The organism is Pseudomonas sp. PP3 (genome assembly GCF_905336995.1).
In the GTDB taxonomy this organism is placed as follows: Bacteria; Pseudomonadota; Gammaproteobacteria; order Pseudomonadales; family Pseudomonadaceae; genus Aquipseudomonas; species Aquipseudomonas reinekei.
Genome location: NZ_HG995459.1, coordinates 2,477,730 through 2,503,680 on the forward strand (window position 1 = coordinate 2,477,730; position 25,951 = coordinate 2,503,680).

The following is a 25,951-nucleotide window of genomic DNA, read 5'->3' on the forward strand; positions in this document are numbered from 1 at the left end:
CGGAGTCAACGTGAATCATGCAACTGAGTCAGCCAGAATCCGTAATCATCCCCGGTACAAAGACCTGGTCTCACGGCAACGACGTTTCGTCGCCAGTCTTACCGCCGCCACCCTGGTCCCGTACTTCGCGTTCATCCTCGTCGCCGCCTTCGCGCCGCACCTTTTAGCGACGAAGCTTTCCGCCACCAGCATCATCAGCATCGGGTGGCCGTTAGGGGCGGTGTTCATTGTCGGGGCCTGGTTGTTTACCGGTCTCTACATCCATCGCGCCAATGGTGAGTTCGATGACCTGACCGCAGAAATCCGCGCGGGGGCCATCGTATGAAACGCATCCTCGGCAACCTCATCCTTCCCGTTCTGCTGTGCGTATTCGCGGCGCGCGCCATGGCCGGCGATGTCATCCAGAACGTCGAAAAACAGCCAATCAACATCACCGCGATCAGCATGTTCCTGGTCTTCGTCGTGACCACCTTGGGCATCACCTACTGGGCTGCCTCCAAGACCAAATCCATGGACGATTTCTACACGGCAGGCGGTGGCATCAGCGGCTTCCAGAACGGTCTGGCACTGGCCGGTGACTACATGTCGGCGGCGGCGCTGCTGGGGGTCACCAGCATGATCTTCTTCAACGGCTTCGACGGCGTGCTGTACTCGATCAGCTTCTTCGTTGCCTGGCCGCTGCTGTTGTTTCTGTTCGCCGAGCGCATCCGCAATCTGGGGCGCATTACCATCTCCGACATCGCCTCGTTCCGCCTCGATCAAAACCGCATCCGCACGCTGACGGCGTTCGGCTCGCTGACGGTGGTGTGCTTTTATCTGGTCGTGCAGATGGTGGGGGCAGGGCAGTTGATTCAGCTGCTGTTCGGTCTGCCTTACAACTATGCGGTGATTGCCGTGGGTCTGTTGATGGCGGTCTACGTGACCTTCGGCGGCATGGTCGCGACCACGTGGGTGCAGATCATCAAGGCCGGGTTGCTCTTGGTGGGCGGCACGCTGCTGGCGTTTCTGGCGCTGAGCAAGTTCGGTTTTTCCTTCGATCTGTTGTTCGAAAAAGCCGTGGCCGCGCACCGCGATGGCGAGCGGATTCTGCTGCCGAGCAAACTGGTGGCCGACCCGCTGTCGCTGATCTCGTTGTCGTTGGGGCTGGTGTTTGGCACGGCGGGGCTGCCGCACATTCTCATGCGCTTCTTTACCGTGCCGGACGCCAAACAGGCGCGCAAATCGGTGTTCGTCGCCACAGGTTTCATTGGCTTTTTCTACTTGATCGTGGCGGTGCTGGGCCTGGCCGCCATCGTGATCGTCGGGCAGGACCCGGCCTTCTACGAGGGCGGGAACCTGGCGGGCAAATTGATTGGCGGCGGCAACATGCCGGTGATGCACCTGGCCAAAGCCGTGGGCGGCGATCTGCTGCTCGGCTTCATTTCCGCCGTGGCCTTCGCGACGATTCTGGCAGTGGTGTCCGGGCTGACCATGGCGGGTACGTCGGCGATTTCCCATGACCTGTATGTGATGGTGGTCCGAAAGGGCAAAGCCGATGCCAGGGACGAGCGTCGCGTATCGCGCATCGCGTCGGTAGGCATCGGCATCGTCGCGGTGGTGCTGGGCATTCTGTTCAAGGACCAGAACATCGCCTTCCTGGTGGCGCTGACCTTTGGCGTGGCCGCGTCGGTCAACTTCCCGATTCTGGTGCTCTCGATGTACTGGAAAGGCTTGACCACGCGCGGTGCGTTGATCGGCGGTGTCGCGGGTCTGGTGACTGCAGTGGGGTTGGTGATTCTCTCGCCGGCAGTCTGGGTCAAGGTGCTGGGCAATGCCGAGGCGATTTTCCCTTATGACTATCCGGCGATCATCTCAATGAACGTGGCGTTCCTTTTCACCTGGTTGGGCTCGGTCACCGATCGCAGTCACGGTGCAGTGCTTGAGCGCGAGCGTTTCGATGATCAGCTGATCCGTGCCCAGACCGGGCTCGGTGCCGCGCAGGCGGTCAACCACTAAGACTTACGCAGTCAATCCCTTCCTGATTTGCGACCTTTGCAAAAGGAGTCAGCCATGCAACTTAGAGACAATGGCTTGAGATTTTCCCCCATCACGGTTGCCCTGCACTGGGTCGTGGCGTTCTCCCTGCTGGCGATTTTCGGCCTGCAACTGTTGATTGATAACGCCTCCAGCGCTGCCTCGCAACTTGAGTCCGGCAGGCTGCAAAACCTGCTGGGCCTGATTCTGTTCCTTGTCTCGAGCTATCGGTTCTGGGCGCGGATCACTTCATACCATCCGCTGCCGGTGGGCACGCCGAACCCGATCGAAGTGATCATCAGCCGCTCGGTGGCGGTGTCGCTCGCCCTGGCGATGGTGCTGCTGCCGATTGCGGTGTGGGCTTCACGCTGCGCCGCCGGGCAAGTGGTGGAATTGCCGGGAGGGTGGTGGATTCCGAGCCTCCTGCCGGTCAATGATTCACTGCGGCATGTGGTTGACGTGCTGTTCAACATCGGCGCCTCGGCGTTCCTCGCGGGCCTGGCGCTGCACATCTTCGGCGCGGTCAAAAATCACTTTCTCCTGAAGAACAACACGCTCAAGCGGATGCTGGGCAAACATGTGGAGCTGTGAGTCATGAACCAGGACAGACTTGATTTCGCCGGTAACGCCATTACCCGGCTCTGCGGCGTGAAGTACCCGATTTTTCTCGGCGGCATGGCGGGGATTTCCGGCCCGCAATTGGTGGCCGCCGTGGCCAATGCCGGGGGCATGGGCGTCCTCGGCGGCTTGCGACTGCCGCCCTTGGCCTTGCGCCGCTGGATACAGGAAACCCGCGCACTGACGGACCAGCCGTTCGGCGTGAACCTGGTGCCGCAGTTCGGTGGCCCGGATGTGTTCGAGGCGCAGTTTCAGGTGATCCTCAAGGAAAAGCCCAAGCTGCTGTCGCTGTTTTACGCCGAAAAATATGCCGCCGACATGATCCCCCGGGCCAAGGACGCCGGGCTGATCGTGATGGTGCAAGCAGGGTCGGTGGAACTGGCCCGCATCGCCATTGCCCAGGGGGCCGACATCATCATCGCCCAAGGCAGTGAGAGTGGCGGGCATCTCAATCGAGGCACGATTGGCATCATGCCGTTGTTGACCTCGATCCTTGCGGTCTGCGAAGGCCGGCCGGTTCTGGCGGCGGGCGGCATCACCCAAGGCGACGATGTGCGGGCGCTGATGTCACTGGGTGCTTGCGGGGTGGTGGTGGGCACGGCGTTCATCGCGACTGATGAATCCAATGCCCATCCGTTGTACAAACAGAAGATCGTCGAGGCGACCACGGACGACACCGAGTACCGCACCGGCTATTCGTTTGGCTGGACCTACGGCACGCCGCATCGCGTGATTCCCAATCGGGATAAATGGAACCTGCTGCGCTTTATCGGCGGCGGCGCCCGGGCGATCGACAAACCGCGGATGGCCGAGAAACTGTCGCTGTATGCGGGGCAGGGCGTGGGCAAGATCCATAGCGTTATCCCGGCGGCAGAACGCGTGGCGGAGTTGGCGCGCGGGTTGGTGCCGGTGCCGGATACGGGGAGCGACTTCACCGACTATGCCACGACCGGGCGGTTCTTGAGTGAGCAGAGAAGGTCACTCGGTTGGCAATAACAAAATGGGGGAGCGAGCCTGCTCGCGATGGCTGAAGCCCATTCAACAGAGATGTTGCCTGAGAGACCGCTATCGCCAGCAAGCCGGCTCCTACCTGTTTGGGTTCACGCCACCGCCGGCCGGGCGATTTGCTGTTGTGCCAGGCCGATGAAGGCACTCATGGCGGAGGTGATCATGGTGTCGTTGCGGCGAATGAACACCGTGGAGACATTGGCAAATTCCGCCGGCAGTGTGTGGCAGCGGATGGCATGGCGCACGCTGCAATTTTCCGCAATGGACTTGGGCAGCAGCGTCACGCCCATGCCCGCCGCGACGCATGACAGGATGCCGTCGAGAGTGCCCAGTTCCATGATCTGGTTCGGCACCAAGCCGACCTGGTAAAACCAGTTTTCCAGCGTCGAGCGATAAAAGCACCCGGTGCGAAACACCAGTACCGTTTGCTGGGGCATTTTTTCGATGAGTGCAGGCAGGGTTTCAAAGTGGTTGCTGCTGACCAGCACCAGCTCTTCGGTGAACACCTCTTCCTGGGCCAGCGCCGAGTTCTGGTGGAATCCGCCGACAAACGCACCATCGAGCCGATGCGCTTCAATCGCCTTGATCAGTTCCACCGTGGTGCCCGTCAGCAGCGACAACTGCACCTCTGGAAACTGCTCGCGGTACTTGGTCAGCACCTGCGGCAAGCGGATGGCGGCGGTGGTCTCCATCGATCCCAAACGCAGCAAACCCGTGGGGCTGCCGGTGTCCATCAAGGCGCTGCGGCTTTCTTCGGTCAATTGCAGAATGCGCCGCGCGTAACCGAGGAAGGTTTCGCCTGCCGAAGTCAGCACCACCCCGGACTTCTTGCGGATGAACAGCTCGCGATTGAGCTCCGCTTCCAGCTCCTTCACGCGCATGGTGACGTTGGATTGCACGGTGTTCACCTGCAAGGCTGCGGCGGTGAAGCTGCCCAGTTCAGCGACGGCGCAGAAAATCTTCAGTTGGCGCATTTCCATGATCGTCACCACCCATCATAAAAAGTGATTCTGGTTATATTTAATGATCACTTTACGAGCTTTTCTGCGGATTAGTAAAGTGCTCGAAACGATATGAAACGAGCGCGATTCGGCCCATGAAACTGACTTCAAAGATTGACCATGTGTATGCAGGAGGCTTGGGCGTCTTGCTACCCGAAGGCCAGCAAACCGGCATGTTCAAGCAACGGCATGCAGGCCCGGTGCGGGTTGAGATGCTCGGCATTGTAGGTGATCAGCATGGCGATCCCCGCGTGCACGGCGGCCCGGAAAAAGCCATTCATCAGTACGCTGCGCAACACTATGAGCGGCTGGCGCAAGCGTTTCCCGGCAGTGCCTCTGAGCTGAAGGCGGGCAGCCTCGGGGAAAACATTTCGGCGGTCGGGCTCAGTGAAGTCAACGTGCACATCGGTGATGTGTTCCAGGTCGGCAGCGCGGTTTTGCAGGTGTCTCAGCCTCGCAGCCCCTGTTGGAAAATCAATCACCGCTTTGATGCTGAACACATGTCGATGTTTGTCGCCAAGGAGCGCATCACCGGTTGGTACTACCGGGTGATCCAGCCCGGGTACTTTGAAGTGGGCGCTGGGATTGAGCTGCTTGAGCGGTATACGGAGCGGTTTTCCATCGACCGGTTTTGGCAGGTGCAGTTGTCGCATCGGCCGGTGATTGATGATTTGCTGGCGTTGGCAGTGACCCATGGTTTGGCGCCGGACTGGCAGCGGCGTTTGTCGGAGCGGGCGAAGTATTTGCAGAAACGTGTGGATAGCGTTGGTTGATCCAGCCAGCCTCGATGTTGCGGCCACACCCGATTCCTGTAGGAGCTGGCTTGCCAGCGATGGCGGCCTGACAGTCGATCTCGATGTTGCGGCCGTACCCGATTCCTGTAGGAGCTGGCTTGCCAGCGATGACGGCCTGACAGCCGACCTCGATGTTGCTGACCGAGTACATATCCGTTGCTGCGGTAACGGCTGCTTAGGGTTCCGCTCTTACAGCGGGTCACTTGGAAAAGCGCCAAGTAACCAAGCGCTCTTGCCCCTTTCGTTCGGTGCCTCGCCTAGGCTCGGCATGCCCGCGCTCCGGTCCTGCTCCGTGGGCCCGCCGCCATCGGACATCCATGGCCGGGGGCGGCTAACCCGGCATCCATGCCGGGTTGCCCACTGCGCAGAACCTGCGCTCGGCCTCACGAGGGGACAAGAAAATCAAAAGCCAAATCAAAAGCGAGGCGGCCTGACAGCCGACCTCGATGTTGCGGTCGTACCCGATTCCTGTAGGAGCTGGCTTGCCAGCGATGGCGGCCTGACAGCCGACCTCGATGTTGCAGCCATACTCGATTCCTGTAGGAGCTGGCTTGCCAGCGATGGCGGCCTGACTGCCGACCTCGATGTTGCGGTCGTACCCGATTCCTGTGGGAGCTGGGTTGCCAGCGATGGCGGCCTGACAGCCGACCTCGATGTTGCTGACCGAGTACATATCCGTTGCTGCGGTAACGGCTGCTTAGGGTTCCGCTCTTACAGCGGGTCACTTGGAAAAGCGCCAAGTAACCAAGCGCTCTTGCCCCTTTCGTTCGGTGCCTCGCCTAGGCTCGGCATGCCCGCGCTCCGGTCCTGCTCCGTGGGCCCGCCGCCATCGGACATCCATGGCCGGGGGCGGCTAACCCGGCATCCATGCCGGGTTGCCCACTGCGCAGAACCTGCGCTCGGCCTCACGAGGGGACAAGAAAATCAAAAGCCAAATCAAAAGCGAGGCGGCCTGACAGCCGACCTGGCTGTTGTGGCCACACCCGATTCCTGTAGGAGATGGCTTGCCAGCGATGGCGGCCTGACTGCCGACCTCGATGTTGCAGCCATACCCGATTCCTGTAGGAGCTGGCTTGCCAGCGATGGCGGCCTGACTGCCGACCTCGATGTTGCGGTCGTACCCGATTCCTGTAGGAGCTGGCTTGCCAGCGATGGCGGCCTGACTGCCGACCTCGATGTTGCGGTCGTACCCGATTCCTGTAGGAGCTGGCTTGCCAGCGATGGCGGCCTGACAGCCGACCTCGATGTTGCTGACCGAGTACATATCCGTTGCTGCGGTAACGGCTGCTTAGGGTTCCGCTCTTACAGCGGGTCACTTTGGAAAAGCCCCAAAGTAACCAAAGGGCTCTTGCCCCTTTCGTTCGGTGCCTCGCTGTGGCTCGGCATGCCCGCGCTCCGGTCCTGCTCCGTGGGCCCGCCGCCATCGGCCATCCTTGGCCGGGGGCGGCTAACCCGGCATCCATGCCGGGTTGCCCACTGCGCAGAACCTACGCTCGGCCTCTCGATGGGGCAAGAAAATCAAAAGCCAAATCAAAAGCGAGGCGGCCTGACAGCCGACCTGGCTGTTGTGGCCACACCCGATTCCTGTAGGAGCTGGCTTGCCAGCGATGGCGGCCTGACAGCGACCTCGATGTTGTGGTCGTACCCGATTTCTGTGGGAGCTGGCCTGCCAGCGATGACGGCCTGCTGGCCGGCCTGGAGGGCTTGGGGGCTTGCGTTACTCCGACGGATCAATCTGATCCAGCACCCGGTTCGCGGTGATCTCTGCCAGCATCACGCTGTTGGAAATACCCAGCAGGGCATTGCGATCTCCACCCTCTAGGTGATCGACCAGTTGATGGACCATGACATCGACCGAGGCCAGTGTTTCCACTAAGTACACCATCAGCGTTTCACGGGTGGCTTCCGGGTCGACGGTGAACAGTGTGCTGACGGTACGCGGCGTGGCTTTGATATCGGCAGTCGACGGGAAGTGGTAATCGAGCGCGCGTTCGGCGGCTTCGTTGAGTTTGTTTGAATCGGGTTCGTAGGGGGAGGCTGGATCGGTGCCTGGCGGGTTCGGCGTTACTTTGAACATAGTTCTGTCTCCAAAATATGGAGCCGTCACCGCGTCGCTGCTAAACGAAGGGTGGCAGCTGTGCGCAGGTTAGCAGACCGGGGAGACACGAAACCGGCGCGCTCGAGAGCGCCCTGCGCACAGCGACCATGAAGTGCAGGCAAGAAATGACCTGACTCTCTGGATGCAGAAGCGCCTCGTGAAACCCCGGGCTGCTAAACCCGATCACTGATGAGCAGTGACACGAATCAAGTTACCGATGGCCCCCAAGGCGCACAAGCCGGCGGATTCTGGCGTACCCGTAGGCAATGACGCAAGGTTTTGTAGCCCTCATCCAGTAACCGCATACGCCTTTAAACAGGCGCTTTTATTGTGTGTTTAACGCGCGGGTGTGAGCCTTTCTCACAAGTTTATCGACCCAAGTCCCTACCCATTACCCTTCACCATTTCTGATCCAAAGAATCATTAATCATCATTTTACATGATTAAACACCTGGCCTACCTTGGCTCTGCCAGCCGCGCCAACGCCGCGCCTGGCGTTTCAGAAAAACAAAAAGAGATGGCTCTTATCCACCAGCAGGGGACACCCGCCATGAGCAACCAGCCAGTAGACATCGCACATTACATTCACGGCCGCGCCGTACCGGGCACTTCCGGGCGCGCGCAGAACGTCACCAATCCGGCCACCGGTTCGGTGCTCGGCAAGGTGGCCCTGGCCAATGTTTCTGAAGTCGACGCAGCGGTTCGGTCGGCCGCGGCCGCGTTTCCGGCGTGGTCGGCGACGCCGCCGCTGCGCCGTGCGCGCATCATGTTCAAGTTCCTGGCGCTGCTCAACGAGCACCGTGACACCCTGGCGCGGATGATTACCTCGGAGCACGGCAAGGTGTTCACCGATGCCCAGGGCGAAGTGACCCGCGGTATCGAAGTGGTCGAGTTCGCCTGCGGTATTCCGCAACTGCTCAAGGGTGATTACACCGAACAGGTCTCCACCAATATCGACAACTGGACCGTGCGCCAGGCGCTGGGTGTGGTGGCCGGTGTCACGCCGTTCAACTTCCCGGTGATGGTGCCGATGTGGATGTTCCCGGTGGCCATCGCCTGCGGCAACACCTTCGTGCTCAAGCCGAGCCCGATCGATCCTTCGCCCTCGCTGCTGATTGCCGAACTGTTCAAGGAAGCCGGGTTGCCCGACGGCGTGTTCAACGTGGTGCAGGGCGATAAAGAAGCCGTGGATGCGCTGCTCGATCACCCGCAAGTCCAAGCCGTGAGCTTCGTCGGCTCGACGCCGATCGCCAACTACATCTACGAAACCGGCGCCCGCCACGGCAAGCGCGTGCAGGCACTGGGCGGCGCGAAGAACCACATGGTGGTGATGCCCGACGCCGATATCGATCAAGTCGTCGATGCCCTGATCGGCGCGGCCTTCGGGTCGGCCGGCGAGCGCTGCATGGCGATTTCGGTGGCGGTGTTTGTCGGCGATGTGGCCGACAAGGTCATGCCGAAACTGGTCGAACGCACGCGCACATTGAAGATTCTGGAGGGCATGAACCTGGCTGCGGAAATGGGCCCGATCGTCTCGTCTGCCGCCTTGCAACGCATCACCGGCTACATCGAGCAGGGCATCGCTGAAGGCGCCGAAATGCTGGTCGACGGCCGTGGCTTTGATGGCGCGCAGGCCGGTGCTGATTGTGCCGAAGGCTTCTGGCTGGGCGGGACGATTTTCGACCACGTCACCCCCGAGATGAAAATCTACAAAGAAGAAATCTTCGGCCCGGTGCTGGCGTGCATGCGCGTCAAGGATTTTGCCGAGGCGGTCGACCTGGTCAATGCCCATGAATTCGGCAACGGCACCGCCTGCTATACCCGTGACGGCCACATCGCCCGTGAATTCGCTACCCGTATTCAGGTGGGCATGGTCGGCATCAACGTGCCGATTCCGGTGCCGATGGCATGGCACGGTTTTGGTGGCTGGAAGCGTTCGCTGTTCGGTGACATGCATGCGTATGGCGAAGAGGGCGTGCGCTTCTACACCAAGCAGAAGTCGGTGATGCAGCGCTGGCCGAACAGCATTGCCAAGGGCGCCGAGTTTGCCATGCCCACCTCGAAATAGACTTTGACGCTTTCGGGTTTGGAAGGCGTACTGGCGCGGGCTTGTACGCCATTCTTTTGTCCCGGGGGGGCGAGCTCCTTCGTCCCCGATTTTTTCCCAGGGTGAATCGCGATGCCATTGCTCAAGTTCGACATTATCCGCGGGCGCACCGATGAACAGCTGCGCACGTTGCTGGATGCAGCCCATCAGGCCATGGTTACGGCGTTCGAGGTGCCCTTCAGTGATCGTTATCAAAGCGTCACGCAACACGCTGCGGGAGAACTGATCCTGCACGACACCGGATTGGGTTATCCCCGCTCGGCCAACGTGGTCCTGTTGACGGTGATTTCCCGACCGCGTTCACAGGCGCAGAAGATCGCGTTTTACCGTTTGCTGGCTGAACACCTGCAAGTCGATTGCGACCTTTCGGCGGACGATCTCATCGTTTCGCTGGTGGAAAACAGCGATGCGGACTGGTCGTTCGGAGGCGGCCGCGCGCAATTTTTGACCGGGGAGCTCTAGCGCTCCACGTTCACTCATCCCATTCAAGGTGCTGCCATGTCCAACCCTCTGCTGTCCCTTTTGAACATTGAACTGCCGATCATTCAGTCGCCGATGGTGGGCGTCTCCACGCCCAGACTCGCCGCGGCGGTGTCGAATGCCGGTGGGCTCGGGTCCATCGGTATCGGGGCAAGCAACGTCGAACAGGCGCGGGCCATGTTGCGCGAGACGGCTACGCTGACCAACAAGCCCTTCAATGTGAATCTGTTCTGCCACGCGCCGGCCATTCATGACGCTGCGCGTGAGGCGCAGTGGCTGGCGTTTCTCGCCCCGTTCTTTGCCGAGTTCGAGGCCGCAGCGCCAACGGCATTGCGCGAGATCTACACCTCGTTTGTCGAAGACGCCGGCATGCTGCAGATGCTTCTGGAGGAAAAACCGGCGGTGGTCAGTTTCCACTTCGGCTTGCCCGCGCAACCGGCCATCGATGCCCTCAAGGACGCCGGTATTGTGCTGCTGTGTTCCGTGACCAGCCTGGCCGAAGCGCAATGGGCGGAACGCGCCGGCGTGCATGCGCTGGTGGCGCAAGGTTACGAGGCCGGAGGGCATCGCGGTGTGTTCGATCCGCAGCAGGACAGCGAGATGGGCACAATTGCCCTGGTGCGTGTGCTGACCGAAACCAGCCGGCTGCCGGTGATTGCCGCGGGCGGCATCATGGACGGCGCGGGCATCCGGGCCGTCATGCAACTGGGTGCCAGTGCCGCGCAATTGGGTACGGCTTTCATCCTGTGCCCCGAGTCCTCGGCCAATGCGGCATACCGCGAAGCCCTGAAAGGGCCGCGCGCGCATCTGACGCGTGTCACCAGCGTCATCTCCGGCCGACCTGCCCGGGGCATGGTCAATCGCAACTTCACCAGCCTTGAGGCCAATGCCCCGGCCTTGCCGGACTACCCGATTGCCTACGACGCGAACAAGGCGCTCAATGCGGCGGCAGCGGCCAAGGCCAATAGTGAATTCGCCGTGCAGTGGGCCGGGCAGGGCGCGCCACTGGTTCGGGAAATGCCGGCGGCGGCGTTGGTTAACTTGCTGGCGGCGGAGATGTACTAGTGCAGCGCGGTATTTACACGGTGCCAGCCGCGGCTCGTCTACTCGATCGCACGCCATTCCCTTTGGCAACCTCGTAGGAGCCGGCTTGCTGGCGATGAATGCGCCGCGTTTAACCAGACCAGGCGCGTCGTTGTTAACGACCATCGCCAGCAAGCCGGCTCCTACGGATTTCGCGTTACCTGTGTTCCCCGGAAGTCCGTGAAGAACCTTTTTCTTGCCTGGCGTATGCCACCGGTCACGCTCTCCTGCAAGCCGATTGAATTTTCCGCTCAGGGCTAAATCTTCTCTTCAACGAGTAAGCGTTTCGTGTTGTCGGCACCTGATTCCAGGGACGCAGCGAAATGCACCGCCCAGGAGAGAAACGTCCATGACTTTGTTCGAGCCCCTGTCCGGCACACCTTCAGCGCTGTCAGGCCCCGTTGCCGCTGGGCGCTATCGAGAACTGTACGATGTGCTCTACAGCAACGGCGCTGATGCCGGGCTGCAGGCGGAGGCTTTCCTGCGCGAGCAAATGGCCCTCGCCGCTGAACTGCCGTGTGATTTGCCCGAGGCGCCGGAGCAGTTGTCGGCATGGGCGCAAGCCCGTTGCGCGGCAGTGGCGCAGGATTACGCCGGTTACCTTGAGGACCGCAAGCAGGGCGGGGCGCGCCGATATTTTTCGAACAAGGCTCATGCCCTGTATTTCCTGCAACGCGTCGCACCGACCAAAGAGGTCGACGGCGCCTGGCTGTCCGGCGTGCTGGAACACTGGCAGGACGTGCGCTACGACGGACTCCTGAACACTTATCTGGAAGAACTGGGCAGGGGCGATCCTCGGCAGAATCACGTGGTGATCTACCGTAATCTGCTGGCCACCCACGACTGTGGCGACAAACAAGGGCTGGCCGATGAGCACTTTGTTCAAGGCGCGATTCAACTCGCGTTGGGCCGATGCGGCGACGCATTCATGCCGGAAGTCATCGGTTATAACCTCGGTTATGAGCAACTGCCGCTGCACCTGCTGATCAGCGCTTATGAACTGCGTGAGCTGGGCATCGATCCGTATTACTTCACCCTGCACGTGACGATCGACAACGCCAGCAGTGGTCACGGGCACAAGGCTGTTGAGTCGCTGTTGGAACTGCTGCCCATGGAACAGGGGCGGGACGAGTTTTTCCGGCGTGTCGCTGTGGGCTATCGCCTGAACGATCTGGGAATGGGTACGACGGCGGTGATTGCCGGCTTTGAGTTGCAACGGGAAGTGATTGCGATGCTCGAGCGCAAACGCTATTTCGGCCAGCACATGCATTCCGACTATTGTCAGATCGAAGGCAAAACCGTCAATCAATGGCTGGCGTCGCCGGGGCAGATTGCCGGCTTTCTTGGTGCGCTGGAGCAAAAGGGCTGGATCAAGCGAAACCGGTCGCCGCAAGACAGCCGCTTCTGGCGTCTGATCGAGGGCAACACCGCGGCCATGTTCGGGGTGTTCAGTGGCTACGAAAAACAATTGCTGCACGACTGGATTGCCGGTGACTGGCAGGACCCGCAACGGCCCAAGCCGATAGCGCGGGATCACAGCGCCAGTGACGCCCTCGACGCGAGCGAAACCCACGACCCGGAACTCATCGCGTTGCTAAAAACCCTGGGCGATCAGGCACCGCAGCAGCAGCTGCAAACCCTGATCCCGTGGCTCTCGGCCCAGCGGCATTGCCGTCCGGCGGGGCTCTACGCCACCCGGCGTTTTATTGAAACGCTAGCCCGCTTGCGCTGAGCCCAGGAGTGACTTGCATGTCCAAACAACACATCGCCGATCAGGCCATGCTGGCGCTGGGCAGGCACCTGCTCAGTGAAGACTATCGTTTCATCACCCCGACCCCGGCAACTCACGATCGCGTGTACCAACGTTTTACACCACCGTTGGCCAGGGACCTGCGCGATGTTTTCGGCTGGTCGATGCCGTTTGATCACACGCTGTTTGCGCGAGAAATGCTGGCTGGCCTGGAACAGGCCGAGATCGTCGAACGAGATGGCCCGCTGTGGAGCAGCACTGTACGTTGGTCGAGCCTTGACGGGATGTTGTTTGCCCATTCGGCGTACCCGACCTCACAGGCTGACGCGGTATTTTTCGGGCCGGACAGCTACCGTTTTGCGCAAATGATCGACGCGCATTTGCAACAGCGTTTCGAGCCTGTGCGCCGGGCCGTGGACATCGGCTGCGGGGCCGGCGTCGGCGCGCTGGTGGTCGCTCGGGCACACCCATTTGCCGAAGTGCTGGCGGTGGACATCAACCCGCGAGCACTGCGGCTGTCGGCGGTCAATGCCGAACTGGCGGGTGTCGACAACATCAGCGTGTACCAGAGCGACATCCTCGGCAGCGTCGAAGGTGAGTTCGACCTGATCGTCGCCAATCCGCCCTACATGAACGACAGCCAGCAGCGCGCCTATCGCCATGGCGGCGGGGCCCTGGGTGAAGCCCTGTCGCTGCGCATCGTTCGGGAATCGTTACCGCGTCTGCAGAAGGCCGGCAGCCTGGTGCTGTACACCGGCGTGGCGATGGTTGGGGGACGCGACCCGTTTCTTGAAGCCATCCAGTCGATGCTGGCTGATCATGCGGTCGGCTGGACGTATCGAGAGCTGGATCCGGACGTGTTCGGCGAGGAATTGCTCAAACCCGGTTACGAACGGGTAGAGCGCATCGCTGTCGTGGCATTGACCGTGACCCGACGGCATTGACCACAGTGGCCGCGATGAGGCAGGGGCCGCGTTTCGGTATTGAGGAGGAGTACTTCCTCACCGATCTGACCACTCGGCAGATGCTGGCTGAACCTGGCCACGCGCTGTTGGCCGAATGCCGGGAAGCGATCGGCACAGGCTTTGCCTATGAGATGTTCCAGGGACAGCTTGAAGTCGCGTCACCGATATTCACCTCGATAACTGAGGCGGCTGATTATCTTCACGGTGTTCGCTCGCGACTTAACCGCACATTGAGTGGCCACGGATTGGGCTTGCTCTGCGCCGGCACCCATCCCCTCGCGCATTGGCGTGATCAGCGGGCCACACCGCTGCCGCACTTCGATCAGTTGTTCCGGGAATATCAAACGGTGGCACAACGCAGCGTGCTCGGTGGCCTGCATGTGCACGTGGAAATTCCCAAGGGCATCGACCGGATTGCGGTGATGAATGAAGTAAGCCCCTGGTTGCCGCTGTTGCTCATGCTCAGTTGTTCTTCTCCGTTCTGGCAGGGCGCTGACAGCGGCTTCCAGAGTTATCGCCAGGTGGTTTGCGACGGCTGGCCACGCATGGGGATTGCGGAACACTTCGAGAATGAGCGCGAGTATCAGCGTTATCTGGATTTGCTGCAGCGGGTCGGCGCGATTGAACCGGGCGGCAATGGTTGGTGGGGACTTCGCCCTGCCAGCCGTTACCCGACGCTGGAACTGCGCATGACCGATGCCTGCCCCCGACTCAGTGACGCGCTGTTGTTGGCGAACCTGTTCCGCGTGTTGGTGGCGCATGCCATCACCTGCGCCAACCCAGGCGCCGGGCATGACGCTACGGTGCGCTGGCTACTCGTGGAGAACCGCTGGCAGGCCAAGCGTCACGGGCTGCAAGGACGTTTCGCAATAGATGCCGCAGGCACCGTGCTCAGTGCCGGACAATGGTTGCACCGGGCACAGTTGCTGTTTTCCGAAACGGCGGAACAAATGGGCGAACCACAGATTTTCGATCAAGCCAAAGCCCTGTTGCTGCACGGCAACAGCGCGACGCGTCAGCGGGCGTGCCACGCCGAGGCCGGCGCCCGAGACCCGGACCCCAAGCGCCATCTGCAAGCGGTGGTCGACCACTTGCTCAGGGAAAGCGCGGGCTGACGCAATCAGTTTCCGTCCGCTACCTTGCGTTCTATCTCGGCGATTTTGCGGCGGCGCGCCTCTTCTTCCTCTTCCGGCGTCTGAGGTGCTGCAGGTGGCGTGAGGTCATCTTCGTTTTCTGCGGTTTCACGGTCTTCGTTGTTCATGGCGCGCGCCTCCAGTGATTAATTATTGGAAGCGGCGCATGCCAGCGAGTTCGAGAAACCTGGCAGTGTTTCCGATGAACGTCGCTGGCCCTTAAACGCCTTTGGTCGATGGCAACACAATGGTCAGGATCCCCAGCAGCGGCAGGAACGAACACAGCGTGTACACGTATTCGATGCCGTGGATGTCCGCCAGATGGCCGAGCAGCGCGGCGCCGATACCGCCGAAGCCGAACATCAGGCCGAAGAACACCCCGGCGATCATGCCGACGTTACCGGGCACCAGTTCCTGGGCAAAGACCACGATCGCAGAGAACGCCGACGCGAGGATGAAGCCGATGATCATGCTCAGCACGCTGGTCCAGAACAGATCGACGTAGGGCAGGGCGAGGGTGAAAGGTGCCGCACCGAGAATCGAAAACCAGATCACTTGCTTGCGCCCGATGCGGTCGCCAATCGGCCCACCGAAAAACGTACCGGCCGCGACGGCGCCGAGAAACAGGAACAGGTACAGCTGCGAGCTGGCCACCGACAGGTCGAATTTCTCGATCAGGTAGAAGGTGAAGTAGCTGGTGAAACTGGACATGTAGAAATACTTGGAGAACACCAGCAGCGCCAGCACCACCAGGGCGAAGGTCACCCGTCTTTTCGACAAGCCGTGGGTGGCCTTGCTGCCTTGCTTGAGCTTGAACAGGTTCAGGTGGTTGCGGTACCAGCGGCTCAGGCCGTACTGCACGAGGATGGCGAACACCGCGAACAGGCCGAACCAGGCGACGTTCCCCTGGCCATACGGAATGACAATGGCCGCCGCCAGCAATGGACCGAACGCGCTGCCGGCGTTGCCACCGACCTGGAACGTCGACTGCGCCAGGCCGTAGCGGCCGCCCGAAGCCAGGCGCGCGACGCGGGAGGTTTCCGGGTGAAAGGTCGACGAACCGATACCCACCATCGCCGAGGCCAGCAGAATCGCCGGGAAGCTGCCGACCATCGACAACATCAGAATGCCGATCAAGGTGCAGACCATACCGGCTGGCAACAGCCACGGTTTTGGGTGGCGGTCAGTGTAATAACCCACCCAGGGTTGCAGCAGCGAAGCGGTCAGCTGGAAGGTCAGGGTGATCAGCCCGACCTGGGTGAAGCTCAGGCCGTACGTGGTTTTCAGCATCGGGTAGATCGACGGCAGCACGGCCTGGATCAGGTCATTGATCAGGTGCGCCAGGGCACAGGCGCCAATGACGCGCATCACCAAGGGGCTGGCTTGACTGGCCACCGAAGGGGTGGCCGCGGGCGAAGCGGTGGTACTGATGGACATGGCAGATCTTCCAGACAAAAACGCACGGCGGGGCGCCAGGTGTGGGGTACAAAAGCGCTACCCATTTCAGGGTTCGGCGCTATCCTAGGTTTTCGCTGGTTTGCCTGTCTCGCGCAATCCGGGAACCGACTATCGCAAAAAGGGCGTCATCATCAAACCGCTGGCAGAATTTCTCAGAGAGATCGACCAACGCCCCTGCAAGGTAAGCAGCAGCGCGACGGATTACCCGGAAAACTGGCTGATCGAACCGCACTCCCATGAGGCCCATCAGTTGATCTACGCCATCGAGGGGGTGATGGTCGTGCATTCGGGATTAAGCCAATGGACCGTGCCACCCAGTCGTGGCATCTGGATGCCGAGCGGGCACGTCCACTCGATCCGCTGTGTGGGGCCGCTGAAAATGCGCAGCGTGTTTGTGCGGCCCGACCCGTTGACCGAGTTGCCGAGCGAGCCTCGGGCGGTGAGCATTTCTGCGCTGCTGAGCGAGCTGATCAAGGTCTCGGTCGATATCAAGCCGCCCTACGAGCCGGCGTCGCGCGAGGGCCGGGTCATGCGTCTGATCCTCGATGAACTGACGATTTTGCCGACCTTGCCGCTGCATCTGCCGCAACCGACCGATCCACGCATCAAGGTGGTGTGTTCGGCGTTGCAGCGCGACCCCGGCGATGGCTCGACCCTGGCGCACTGGAGCGTGCGGCTCAATCTCGATGAGAAAACCATCCAGCGGCTGTTTCACAAGGAAACCGGCATGACGTTCGGGCAATGGCGACAGCAGGCGCGATTGCTGCTGGCGCTGGAGCGCATCGCGGTTGGCGAGAAGATCATCGATATCGCCGGTGAACTGGGTTACGACAGCCCCAGTGCCTTCACGACCATGTTCAAGAAACAGTTCGGCAAGACACCCAGTCATTTTTTCAAGTGATGTTGGCCGCACCGAGATTTTTCCATCATTCGTTATCAGAGGCCTTTCATGTCGCTGAGTTTTCACAAGATGCATGCCAATGGCGATGATTTTGTTATCGTCGACTCACGTAATGCGGGCAACTCGATGACCGCGGACATCGCGCGGCGAATGGGGGATCGCAATCGCGGTGTCGGCTTTGGGGAGGGATTCCGCTCGGTTCAGGCTCGTGCTGTTGTGGCGCGGTTGTAAACGGCATTCGTCGCGGCTTGCTGGACAACACTGTTGCGGTTGAATGTGATGGCGGAACGGTAACGGTGCAATGGGATGGCGTAGGCTCAGTCATTCTCACCGGCCCCGTATTGCGAGTATTTTCAGGAACGTTCGCTGCCACCCGGTCTTAAGCGATATTCAATTGAGCTGGCTATTCACCTCGCGGCTCGGCCACCAGCAGTAACGATTGCGGCATCGGGCTTTGTGGATGCTGGGGTTCTTGCAAGCTCGCCAAGCGCAATCCGGCCATATCCAGGGCGTTGATCCAGCTGGACAAGGTTCGCATGTACCACGGCATCGGCCGCCATTGCCCTTGGAACCCGCTGAAAGTCTCCTCCCGCCAACCGTCCTGATAATTGCCCGCCGCAACGGCCCACGGGTGCAGCGTCTGGATCACCAATGCACCGCCCGGGGCGAGCAGGGCGATCATGGCCGCGAGCAGGGGAATGATGTCCTGGTGAAGCAGGGAAAAGTTGGCGCAGATCAGGTTGTAGTCACGCCCGACCTCAACGTTGGCATCGACCAGTTCTGCATAACTCGCCACATACACCGAAGCTGAGCCCGCAGTCTGGGCAGCCTCGACCAGCGTCGCATCGCCATCAACCCCCACTGCCTCAACGCCGCGATCGGTCAGAGACCTTAGCAGCCAGCCCTCTCCGCACCCGAGGTCGAGCACGCGTTCAGGCTGGCGGCCAAGCACCGCCAGCAGGATGGCCTGATCGGTAACCTGAAGGCGGCTTTCGATGCTGCCACTGCGGATGGCTTCGATCCAGGCATGGCTATTGTGGTGCCAGCTTTCAAGCAGGATTGTTTCGGGTGTAGGCATTTGGATGATTACACGATTCCGACAAACGACAGAATAACCAGGACGATCACAACGGCACCAACGATGTAGATAATGTTGTTCATGGTTGTTCACCTCTGTTTCGTGGTGTGGCGACACAACACGCGTCGTGTACAGGTGACAGCCTGATCCGCAGCTGCGTTCCGTAAAACCCCAAATGCGTACTAGACAAGGACCCAGCAGTCAGGGCTACAGGTCCCGAGCCCACGTCTGGCTGGTCAGGTCCTTGCCGTCATTTTCCGCGATCCAGCAACGGTCGGACTCACTGGAACAAAAGTCTTTGTTCCCTGCGTGGCATCAGATCCCTGAATGTTTGTTCAACGCCGCTTCCGCCGCGGCGATTTCCGCCTGGCGTCTGGCGATCACGTCGCCCACCGGCGGCCCCTGAAAGCGCCGGGCCTCAAAGCCGAACCAGACGATGGCCGTCAGCACCAGGAAGCCGATGGTGATGTACAGCGCCCAATCGTTTGGCGGCTGGATGCCGATGATGAAAATGATCACCATCGACAGCACCGACAGCAACGCGAACACCGTGTACCAGAAACGGCCCATGTTCCAGGGACCCATGGTCGGCCACTTCGAGGTTCCGTAGGCAAACAGGCCGAGCACGATGGGAATGATGAAAGAGAAAAACAGGAAGATCACCGTGCAGGAGACCACGATGGTGTAGACCGGTGTCTCGCCGATCGAGATCACCGACGATCCCCAAACGAACAACACTGCCAGCGTCGCCCCTGTCCAGGTGGCCGCTACCGGGCTGCGAAAGGTTGGCGAGACCGAGGCCAGGGCTTTGGAGAAGGGCAGGCCGCCGTCGCGGGAGAAGGCGAAGATCATCCGTGAAACCGAGGTCACCGTCGCCAATCCGCAAAGTACCTGCGAGATAAAAATCGCCACGTACAACGCGAGCTTCAAGGTCGGGTTGACCTGGGTGTCCATGGCCCAGAAAAACACGCTCCAGCCTTTGCTGGCCGCTTCGTCCATGTTCGGCAGCATCAGCACGAACGAGCTGAGCATCACCCAGCCGAACAGCAGCGACCAGACCACCGACATGACCATGCCCTTGGGCACGGAGATGGCGGCATTGCGGGTCTCTTCGGAGGTGTGCGCGGACGCGTCATAGCCGGTGATGGTGTAGATCGGCAACAGCAGGCCGAGCATGAACACCCAGCCGTTGGACACCTGTGGCCAGACGCTGCCGCCGGCCTCGCCGGAGTAGTTGCCGAAGGTCACCAGTCGGGCGAACTCGTAACTGGGGGCCGAGATCAGGCAGACGATGGTCAGGGCCAGTGCGGTGGCGAAAATCAGGTAGCCCGAGAAGTCGGTGAGCCTGGCGGTCAGGCCGATGCCCAAGTGGTTACACAAGGCCTGGAGCCCGGTGAGGATGGCGAGGAAAATCACCCGGGTTGTGGTGGTGTCCTCCATGCCCAGTGCCGGGCCGAAGGCGCCGAAGAAAAAGTAGTAAGTGCCGACGTTGATGGCCCCCAGCACCGTGACCAGCCCCAGCAGGTTGAACCAGGCCGTGAGCCAGCCGGTGAAACGGTTGCCGAGGATCGAGCCCCAGTGATACAGGCCGCCGGCGGTGGGGTAGGCCGAGGAAATCTGCGCCATGGCCAGGGCGAACACCCCGGAAATCAGGCAACCGATCGGCCAGCCGATGCCGATCGAGGCACCGCCCGCGCCCGAGGTGCCCTGGGCGAGTGAGTTGATGCCGCCGGAGAGGATGCAGATGATTGAAAAGGAAATCGCAAAGTTGGAGAAAACGCCCATCCGTCGCGATAGCTGCTGGGCATAGCCCATGCTGTGCAGCACCTTGACGTCGTCGTCATCTTGCGGCGTGTCGGTGCCGGGCTGGCTTGCTGGGTTCATTGTCGGTGCCCCTTCAGGTTTTGATACGCATCCATCCGGGCCTCCAGATGGGCTGGCCTTCAACCCCTTGTCGTACTGCTCCTGTTGTAACGATGAAACGTGTCCATGCCGCCTGCTGGCGTATCGACCATGGACCGTCGATTGCGCTACAGGCGTCCGTGGTAGGCCGCGTGGAAAATGTCCGTCACCCCGGCCTTGGTCAGCGGCAACGGATTACCACCGGCCGAAGGGTCGACCACCGCCATGTCTGCAATCAGCTCGGCTTGCTTGTCATCCACGCCCAGCTCAAACAGCGTGTGCGGGACGGTAATGTCTTTGCGCAGCTTGAGGACGAAGGCCATGAAACTGTCGAAGCCCGGGGAGGGCAGGTGCAGGTAAGCCGCCAGGCGCGTGATGCGTTCCTCGATGGCCGGGCGATTGAATTTCAGTACGTACGGCATCAGGGTCGCATTGGTCATGCCGTGGTGCGTGTCGTACAGCGCGCCGATCGGATGGGCGAGGGCGTGCATCCCGCCAAGGCCTTTCTGGAATGCGGTCGCGCCCATTGCTGCCGCGGCCAGCATTTGCCCCCGGGCATCGAGATCGGAAGGCATATGCACGGCGCGCACCAAGGCATTCGCCACCAAACGCATGCCTTCCACGGCGATGCCGTCAGCCATCGGGTGAAAGCCGGGCGCGCAGTAGGCTTCCAGGCAGTGCGCCAATGCATCCATGCCTGTCCCGGCGGTGACTTTGGCCGGCATGCCGACGGTCAGCGCCGGGTCGCTGATGACCACGCGCGGCATCATTTTCGGGTGAAAGATGATGCGTTTGGTGTGCGTGCGGTCGTCGATGATCACCGCCGCACGGCCGACTTCCGAGCCTGTGCCGGCGGTGGTCGGCACTGCAATGATCGGGGCGATGCGGCTTTCATCGGCGCGGGTCCAGTAGTCGCCGATGTCCTCGAAATCCCAGACCGGCCGCGTCTGGCCGCTCATGAATGCAATCAGCTTGCCCATGTCCAGGCCACTGCCGCCGCCGAAGGCGACCACACCATCGTGATTGCCCGCGCGCCAGGCATCGAGCCCGCCGGCCAGATTGGCTTCGACCGGGTTGGGTTTGAGGTCGCAAAACAGCGCAGCACCCAGCCCCGCGTCACGAAGTGAATCCAGGGCGGCGGTGGTGATCGGCGCCCGGCCCAGGCCACTGTCGGTGACCAGCAACGGTCGCTGAATACCCTGGCTGCGACAGACCTCGGCCAGCTCGCTGATGCGGCCGGCACCGAAGCGAATGCTGGTGGGGTAATTCCAGTTTCCGGTCAGGCTCATGGTTCAGGTCTCGTGGCGCAAATGGAAGGATTTGGCGCGGGTCAGGTGTTCATAACCCAGGCGCGACAGGGTGACCCCGCGCCCACTGTTTTTTACTCCGGTCCAGGCCAGGGCCGGGTCCAGGTAGTCGCAGCGGTTCATGAACACGGTGCCGGTGTCGATGGCGTCGCCCAGGTGTTGCGCAGCAGCAAGGTCCCGGGTCCAGATCGACGCACTGAGCCCGAACTCACTGTCATTCATCAAGGCAATGGCTTCGTCATCGCTGGACACCGGCATGATGCCCACCACTGGCCCGAAGCTTTCATCGCGCATGACCGACATTTCATGGCTGACGTCGATCAACACCTGCGGCGCGAGGTAGGCGCTGCCCGGTGCATCGGCGGCAAACGTCTGCGGATCGATCAGCGCCTTCGCGCCTTGGGCCACCGCGTCGGCGATCTGGCCACGGACAAAAGAAGCCGCGCCGGGTGTCACCAGCGGACCGAGGGTGGTGGCTTCGTCCAACGGGTTGCCCAGCACGTATTGGCGGGTCAACTCGACGAAGCGCTCGACGAACGCCGGGTAGAGGGTTTGATCGACATAGATGCGCTCGATGGCGCAGCAACTTTGTCCGGCGTTGAAAAAGCTGCCGTCCACCAGGTTTTCCACGGCGTGTTCAAGGTTGGCGTCTGCCCGGACATAGGCGGGGTCTTTGCCACCGAGTTCCAGGCCCATGCCGAGGAATCGTCCGCTGGCGGCGTTTTCCATGGCCTTGCCTGCGGCCACCGACCCCGTGAAGTTCACCTGCTGCACCCGTGCAGAGGCAATAATCGCGGCGGTTTGGCCATGATCGAGCAGCAAGTTCTGGAACAGGCCTGGCGGCAGGTTGGCGCGACGAAAGGCCTCGGCGAACCGTTCACCGACCAGCAGGGTTTGCGAGGCATGTTTGAGGATGACGGCGTTGCCCGCCATCAGTGCCGGGATAATCGTATTCACCGCCGTGAGGTACGGGTAATTCCAGGGCGCGACCACCAGCACCGTCCCCAGTGGTTCACGTTTGATATACCGCCGAAAGCCAGCGATGGGCACGGGTTCAACCGCTGCCAGGGCTTCAGGGGCAATCGCGATCATGTGCCGCGCGCGTTCTTCGAAACCGCGCAGTTCGCCGGCGCCATAGCGCACCGGCCGGCCCATTTGCCAGGCCAGTTCGGGGACGATTTGCTCTTTCATGGCCAGCATCGCGTCCACCGCCGCACTGCAAAAAGCCGCACGTTCGTTCAGTGGCCGGCGCTTCCACTGTGCTTGTGCGGTTGCGGCTGCCACCAGTGCCTGCTCGAGTTGCGCCGCATCGATAAGTTGGCGTTCAGCGTAAACCCGGCCATCGACCGGTGAGATGAGTTGGATAGTCGAAGTCATGTCGATCTCAATAGCGCTCGAAGCCGCGCTGCAGTTCCCAATCGGTGACCCGCCGGTCGTACTCTTTCTGCTCCCATTCGGCGGTGTGCACGTAGTGGTCGATCACTTCATCACCGAACGCCTCGCGCAGCATGCTTGAGCCCTGGAGCGCGGCGCTGGCTTCGCGCAGGGTCTTGGACACTTCCGGCAATTGCTCGTCGAGGTAGGCATCGCCTTCGAAGGGTGGGGCGAGCTCGAGTTTTTCGTCGACGCCCGCCAGCCCCGCTGCGATCAGGGCGGCGAAGGCCAGGTAGGGGTTGAGGTCGGCGCCGCCGATGCGACATTCGATGCGAATGGACTTGCTGCTTTCAGCGCACAACCGGAAACCGGCGGTACGGTTGTCTCGGCTCCACACCGCGCGGGTCGGGGCGAAGGTGCCGGCCTGAAAACGCTTGTAGGAATTGATGTAGGGCGCGAGGAAACAGGTGATGTCATTGGCGTATTTGAGCTGTCCGGCCACCCACGAACGCATCAGCCTGGACATGCCGAACTCGGCCTTGGCGTCGTAAAAAAGCGGCTTCCTGGCGTTCTTGTCCCACAGCGAGTTGTGGATGTGGCTGCTGGAGCCGGCGGCGTCGTAGCGCCACTTGGCCATGAAGGTGATCGCCTTGCCTTGTAGCTGCGCGATCTCTTTGCAGGCGTGCTTGATGATGACGTGGTGGTCGGCCATGGTCATGGCGTCGGCGTAGCGGATGTTGATCTCTTCCTGGCCCGGGCCCCATTCACCCTTGGAGTTTTCCACGGGAATGCCGCTGGCCTGAAGGTGCTTGCGAATCGCCCGTAGCACCGGCTCCTCACGGGTGGTCTGCAGGATGTTGTAATCCTCGATGTAATGCCCGGCGGTTTTTGGCTTGTGGTAGTTGCGCCTGTGGATGGCCTCGTAACTTTCGTCGAACAGGTAGAACTCAAGCTCCGAGGCGAACATGCCGGTGTAGCCGCGTTCGCGCAGGCGCTCGACCTGTTTTTTCAGGATCGCCCGTGGGCTGTGGGGCAAGTCTTGGCGGTGGTGATGGTCGAGCACATCGCACAGCACCAGCGCCGTGCATTCCAGCCAGGGCACTTTGCGCAGGGTGCGCATGTCGGGTTTGAGGACAAAGTCGCCGTAGCCTTTGCTCCAACTGGCAGCGGCGTAGCCCGGCACCGGCTCCATGTCGATGTCGTCGGCCAGCAGGTAGTTGCAGCAGTGGGTTTCTTCATGACCGCTGTCGATGAAAAACTCGACCTGGAATCGCTTGCCCACCAGCCGTCCCTGCATGTCGACCATGCACACCAGCACGGTATCGATCTCGCCAGAGAGGGCCGCACGCTTGAGTTCGTCAAAACTGAGGAATGGCTCGGTCATCACGGCAATCCTGCGCAAATTGTGTGGAACTGTCTGAGATAGCTGTTGCAGACGCTCTCCAGAAATTCCAACAACCGCCGCCGCGAGCATCGTGGGCAATAAGCTGACGTAAGCTTAGCCTACTGTCGCTTTTCGCAAGTTTTCAGCCGCGCAGATTTTTTTGAGATGACGCGATTGCGGTGGGTCATTCAGTGGTGATGTCGGCTGACCATCCGCAATCGCCAGCAAGCTGGCTCCTACAGGGGATTGGGTCGCACACGAAATCTGTGTACCCACAGATATCAAACCGTAGGAGCCGGCTTGCTGGCGATCGCGGCGGGTCATTCAGCGATGATGTCGGCTGACCGTCCGCCATCGCGAGCAAGCTTGCTCCTACAGGGGATTGGGTTGCACATAAAATCTGCGTACCCACAGATATCAACCTGTAGGAGCCGGCTTGCTGGCGATCGCGGCGGGGCATTCAGCGATGATGTCGGCTGACCGTCCGCTATCGCGAGCAAGCTTGCTCCTACAGTGAATCGGGTCGCACACAAAATCTGCGGGCCCACAGATACCAAACCGTAGGAGCCGGCTTGCTGGCGATCGCGGCGGGTCATTCAGCGATGATGTCGGCTGACCGTCCGCTATCGCGAGCAAGCTTGCTCCTACAGGGGGTTGGGTCGCACACAAAATCTGCGTGCCCACAGATATCAACCTGTAGGAGCCGGCTTGCTGGCGATCGCGGCGGGTCATTCAGCGATGATGTCGGCTGACCGTCCGCCATCGCGAGCAAGCTTGCTCCTACAGGGGATTGGGTCGCACACGAAATCTGCGTACCCACAGATATCAAACCGTAGGAGCCGGCTTGCTGGCGATTGCGGTGGGGCAATCAGTGATGATGTTGGCTGACCGTCCGCCATCGCGAGCAAGCTTGCTCCTACAGGGGATTGGGGCGCACACGAAATCTGCGTGCCCACAGATATCAAACTGTAGGAGCCGGCTTGCTGGCGATTGCGGCGGGTCATTCAGCGATGATGTCGGCTGACCGTCCGCCATCGCGAGCAAGCTTGCTCCTACAGGGGGTTGGGTTGCACACAAAATTTGCGTGCCCACAGATACCAAACCGTAGGAGCCGGCTTGCTGGCGATTGCGGTGGGGCATTCAGCGGTGATGTCGGCTGACTGTCCGCCATCGCGAGCAAGCTTGCTCCTACAGGGGGTTGGGTCGCACACGAAATCTGCGTGCCCACGGATATCAGGAGCCGGCTTGCTGGCGATTGCGGTGGGGCATTCAGCGATGATGTCGGCTGACCGTCCGTCATCGCGAGCAAGCTTGCTCCTACAGGGGATTGGGTTGCACATATAATCTGCGTGCCCACAGCTATCAAACCGTAGGAGCCGGCTTGCTGGCGATCGCGGCGGGTCATTCAGCGATGATGTCGGCTGACCGTCCGCCATCGCGAGCAAGCTTGCTCCTACAGGGGATTGGGTTGCACACGAAATCTGCGTGCCCACAGCT

23 protein-coding genes and 1 pseudogene are annotated in these 25,951 nt (G+C 61.0%); 13 read left to right on the forward strand and 11 right to left on the reverse strand.

What is annotated here, in order from left to right:
* The first annotated feature begins 10 nt into the window (after window positions 1-10).
* Genes KHO07_RS11420 through KHO07_RS11435 form a run of 4 tightly spaced genes read left to right on the forward strand, consistent with a single transcriptional unit; the run spans window position 11 to window position 3,627 of the window.
* Window positions 11-325 carry a DUF485 domain-containing protein gene (locus KHO07_RS11420; protein ID WP_150736303.1) on the forward strand — a complete coding sequence of 105 codons (315 nt, stop codon included), beginning with the start codon at window positions 11-13 and terminating at the stop codon, window positions 323-325.
* Entirely contained in the window at window positions 322-1,995 is a 1,674-nt protein-coding gene (locus tag KHO07_RS11425) for a cation acetate symporter (protein ID WP_150736302.1), read from the forward strand. The genes KHO07_RS11420 and KHO07_RS11425 overlap by 4 nt, the downstream gene beginning before the upstream one ends.
* A 54-nt stretch (window positions 1,996-2,049) precedes the next feature.
* On the forward strand, window positions 2,050-2,604 hold the full coding sequence (locus tag KHO07_RS11430) for a cytochrome b/b6 domain-containing protein (RefSeq protein WP_212627232.1): 555 nt from the start codon (window positions 2,050-2,052) through the stop codon (window positions 2,602-2,604).
* 3 nt (window positions 2,605-2,607) lie between these two features.
* Window positions 2,608-3,627 (forward strand): nitronate monooxygenase, encoded by a 1,020-nt coding sequence (locus KHO07_RS11435; protein WP_212627233.1) that lies wholly within the window; start codon window positions 2,608-2,610, stop codon window positions 3,625-3,627.
* Window positions 3,628-3,731: 104 nt separating this feature from the next.
* Here the strand turns inward: KHO07_RS11435 and KHO07_RS11440 are convergent, their stop codons facing one another.
* Window positions 3,732-4,619, reverse strand: a complete 888-nt coding sequence (locus KHO07_RS11440) for a LysR family transcriptional regulator (RefSeq protein WP_075949459.1) — start codon at window positions 4,617-4,619, stop codon at window positions 3,732-3,734.
* A 116-nt stretch (window positions 4,620-4,735) separates the two neighbouring features.
* On the opposite strand from KHO07_RS11440, the gene KHO07_RS11445 reads away from it, so the two are divergent.
* On the forward strand, window positions 4,736-5,413 hold the full coding sequence (locus KHO07_RS11445) for an MOSC domain-containing protein (RefSeq protein WP_212627234.1): 678 nt from the start codon (window positions 4,736-4,738) through the stop codon (window positions 5,411-5,413).
* 352 nt (window positions 5,414-5,765) lie between these two features.
* On the opposite strand, the gene KHO07_RS11450 is transcribed toward KHO07_RS11445, so the two are convergent.
* The 3 genes from KHO07_RS11450 to KHO07_RS11460 form a co-directional block, all read right to left on the reverse strand.
* Window positions 5,766-6,107 carry a hypothetical protein gene (locus KHO07_RS11450; protein ID WP_212627235.1) on the reverse strand — a complete coding sequence of 114 codons (342 nt, stop codon included), beginning with the start codon at window positions 6,105-6,107 and terminating at the stop codon, window positions 5,766-5,768.
* 180 nt (window positions 6,108-6,287) lie between these two features.
* Entirely contained in the window at window positions 6,288-6,698 is a 411-nt protein-coding gene (locus KHO07_RS11455; RefSeq protein WP_212627236.1) for a hypothetical protein, read from the reverse strand.
* A gap of 453 nt (window positions 6,699-7,151) precedes the next feature.
* Complete coding sequence (locus KHO07_RS11460; protein ID WP_212627237.1) at window positions 7,152-7,511, reverse strand: DUF6124 family protein; 360 nt, start codon at window positions 7,509-7,511, stop codon at window positions 7,152-7,154.
* A 571-nt stretch (window positions 7,512-8,082) separates the two neighbouring features.
* On the opposite strand from KHO07_RS11460, the gene KHO07_RS11465 reads away from it, so the two are divergent.
* From KHO07_RS11465 to KHO07_RS11490, 6 genes are all read left to right on the forward strand, one after another.
* Window positions 8,083-9,600 carry a CoA-acylating methylmalonate-semialdehyde dehydrogenase gene (locus KHO07_RS11465; protein WP_150734562.1) on the forward strand — a complete coding sequence of 506 codons (1,518 nt, stop codon included), beginning with the start codon at window positions 8,083-8,085 and terminating at the stop codon, window positions 9,598-9,600.
* Window positions 9,601-9,711: 111 nt separating this feature from the next.
* On the forward strand, window positions 9,712-10,101 hold the full coding sequence (locus KHO07_RS11470; RefSeq protein WP_212627238.1) for a tautomerase family protein: 390 nt from the start codon (window positions 9,712-9,714) through the stop codon (window positions 10,099-10,101).
* Window positions 10,102-10,137: 36 nt separating this feature from the next.
* On the forward strand, window positions 10,138-11,184 hold the full coding sequence (locus KHO07_RS11475) for a nitronate monooxygenase (RefSeq protein WP_212627239.1): 1,047 nt from the start codon (window positions 10,138-10,140) through the stop codon (window positions 11,182-11,184).
* Between the two features lie 367 nt (window positions 11,185-11,551).
* Complete coding sequence (locus tag KHO07_RS11480; protein WP_212627240.1) at window positions 11,552-12,934, forward strand: iron-containing redox enzyme family protein; 1,383 nt, start codon at window positions 11,552-11,554, stop codon at window positions 12,932-12,934.
* Window positions 12,935-12,951: 17 nt separating this feature from the next.
* Complete coding sequence (locus KHO07_RS11485) at window positions 12,952-13,896, forward strand: class I SAM-dependent methyltransferase (protein ID WP_212627241.1); 945 nt, start codon at window positions 12,952-12,954, stop codon at window positions 13,894-13,896.
* A gap of 14 nt (window positions 13,897-13,910) precedes the next feature.
* Window positions 13,911-15,032 carry a carboxylate-amine ligase gene (locus tag KHO07_RS11490; RefSeq protein WP_212627242.1) on the forward strand — a complete coding sequence of 374 codons (1,122 nt, stop codon included), beginning with the start codon at window positions 13,911-13,913 and terminating at the stop codon, window positions 15,030-15,032.
* Between the two features lie 5 nt (window positions 15,033-15,037).
* On the opposite strand, the gene KHO07_RS11495 is transcribed toward KHO07_RS11490, so the two are convergent.
* Window positions 15,038-15,178, reverse strand: coding sequence for a hypothetical protein (locus KHO07_RS11495; RefSeq protein WP_212627243.1), 141 nt, complete (start codon window positions 15,176-15,178; stop codon window positions 15,038-15,040).
* 91 nt (window positions 15,179-15,269) lie between these two features.
* On the reverse strand, window positions 15,270-16,487 hold the full coding sequence (locus tag KHO07_RS11500; protein ID WP_150734556.1) for an MFS transporter: 1,218 nt from the start codon (window positions 16,485-16,487) through the stop codon (window positions 15,270-15,272).
* 148 nt (window positions 16,488-16,635) lie between these two features.
* Here KHO07_RS11500 and KHO07_RS11505 point away from each other — a divergent pair, with 148 nt between their 5' ends.
* Both KHO07_RS11505 and KHO07_RS11510 read left to right on the forward strand, forming a co-directional pair.
* Entirely contained in the window at window positions 16,636-17,409 is a 774-nt protein-coding gene (locus KHO07_RS11505) for a helix-turn-helix transcriptional regulator (protein WP_150734581.1), read from the forward strand.
* Window positions 17,410-17,457: 48 nt separating this feature from the next.
* Window positions 17,458-17,792 (forward strand): annotated as a pseudogene (locus KHO07_RS11510) (hypothetical protein).
* 20 nt (window positions 17,793-17,812) lie between these two features.
* On the opposite strand, the gene KHO07_RS11515 reads toward KHO07_RS11510, so the two are convergent.
* The 5 genes from KHO07_RS11515 to KHO07_RS11535 form a co-directional block, all read right to left on the reverse strand.
* Window positions 17,813-18,487 carry a class I SAM-dependent methyltransferase gene (locus tag KHO07_RS11515; RefSeq protein WP_212627244.1) on the reverse strand — a complete coding sequence of 225 codons (675 nt, stop codon included), beginning with the start codon at window positions 18,485-18,487 and terminating at the stop codon, window positions 17,813-17,815.
* A 315-nt stretch (window positions 18,488-18,802) separates the two neighbouring features.
* Window positions 18,803-20,371, reverse strand: coding sequence for an amino acid permease (locus KHO07_RS11520; RefSeq protein WP_212627245.1), 1,569 nt, complete (start codon window positions 20,369-20,371; stop codon window positions 18,803-18,805).
* A gap of 146 nt (window positions 20,372-20,517) precedes the next feature.
* Window positions 20,518-21,678 (reverse strand): iron-containing alcohol dehydrogenase, encoded by a 1,161-nt coding sequence (locus KHO07_RS11525; RefSeq protein WP_212627246.1) that lies wholly within the window; start codon window positions 21,676-21,678, stop codon window positions 20,518-20,520.
* Between the two features lie 3 nt (window positions 21,679-21,681).
* Complete coding sequence (locus KHO07_RS11530) at window positions 21,682-23,073, reverse strand: aldehyde dehydrogenase family protein (RefSeq protein WP_212627247.1); 1,392 nt, start codon at window positions 23,071-23,073, stop codon at window positions 21,682-21,684.
* A 7-nt stretch (window positions 23,074-23,080) separates the two neighbouring features.
* The gene (locus KHO07_RS11535) at window positions 23,081-24,454 is read right to left on the reverse strand and encodes a glutamine synthetase family protein (protein WP_150734550.1); all 1,374 of its coding nucleotides are present in this window, start codon (window positions 24,452-24,454) and stop codon (window positions 23,081-23,083) included.
* Window positions 24,455-25,951 lie beyond the last annotated feature (1,497 nt).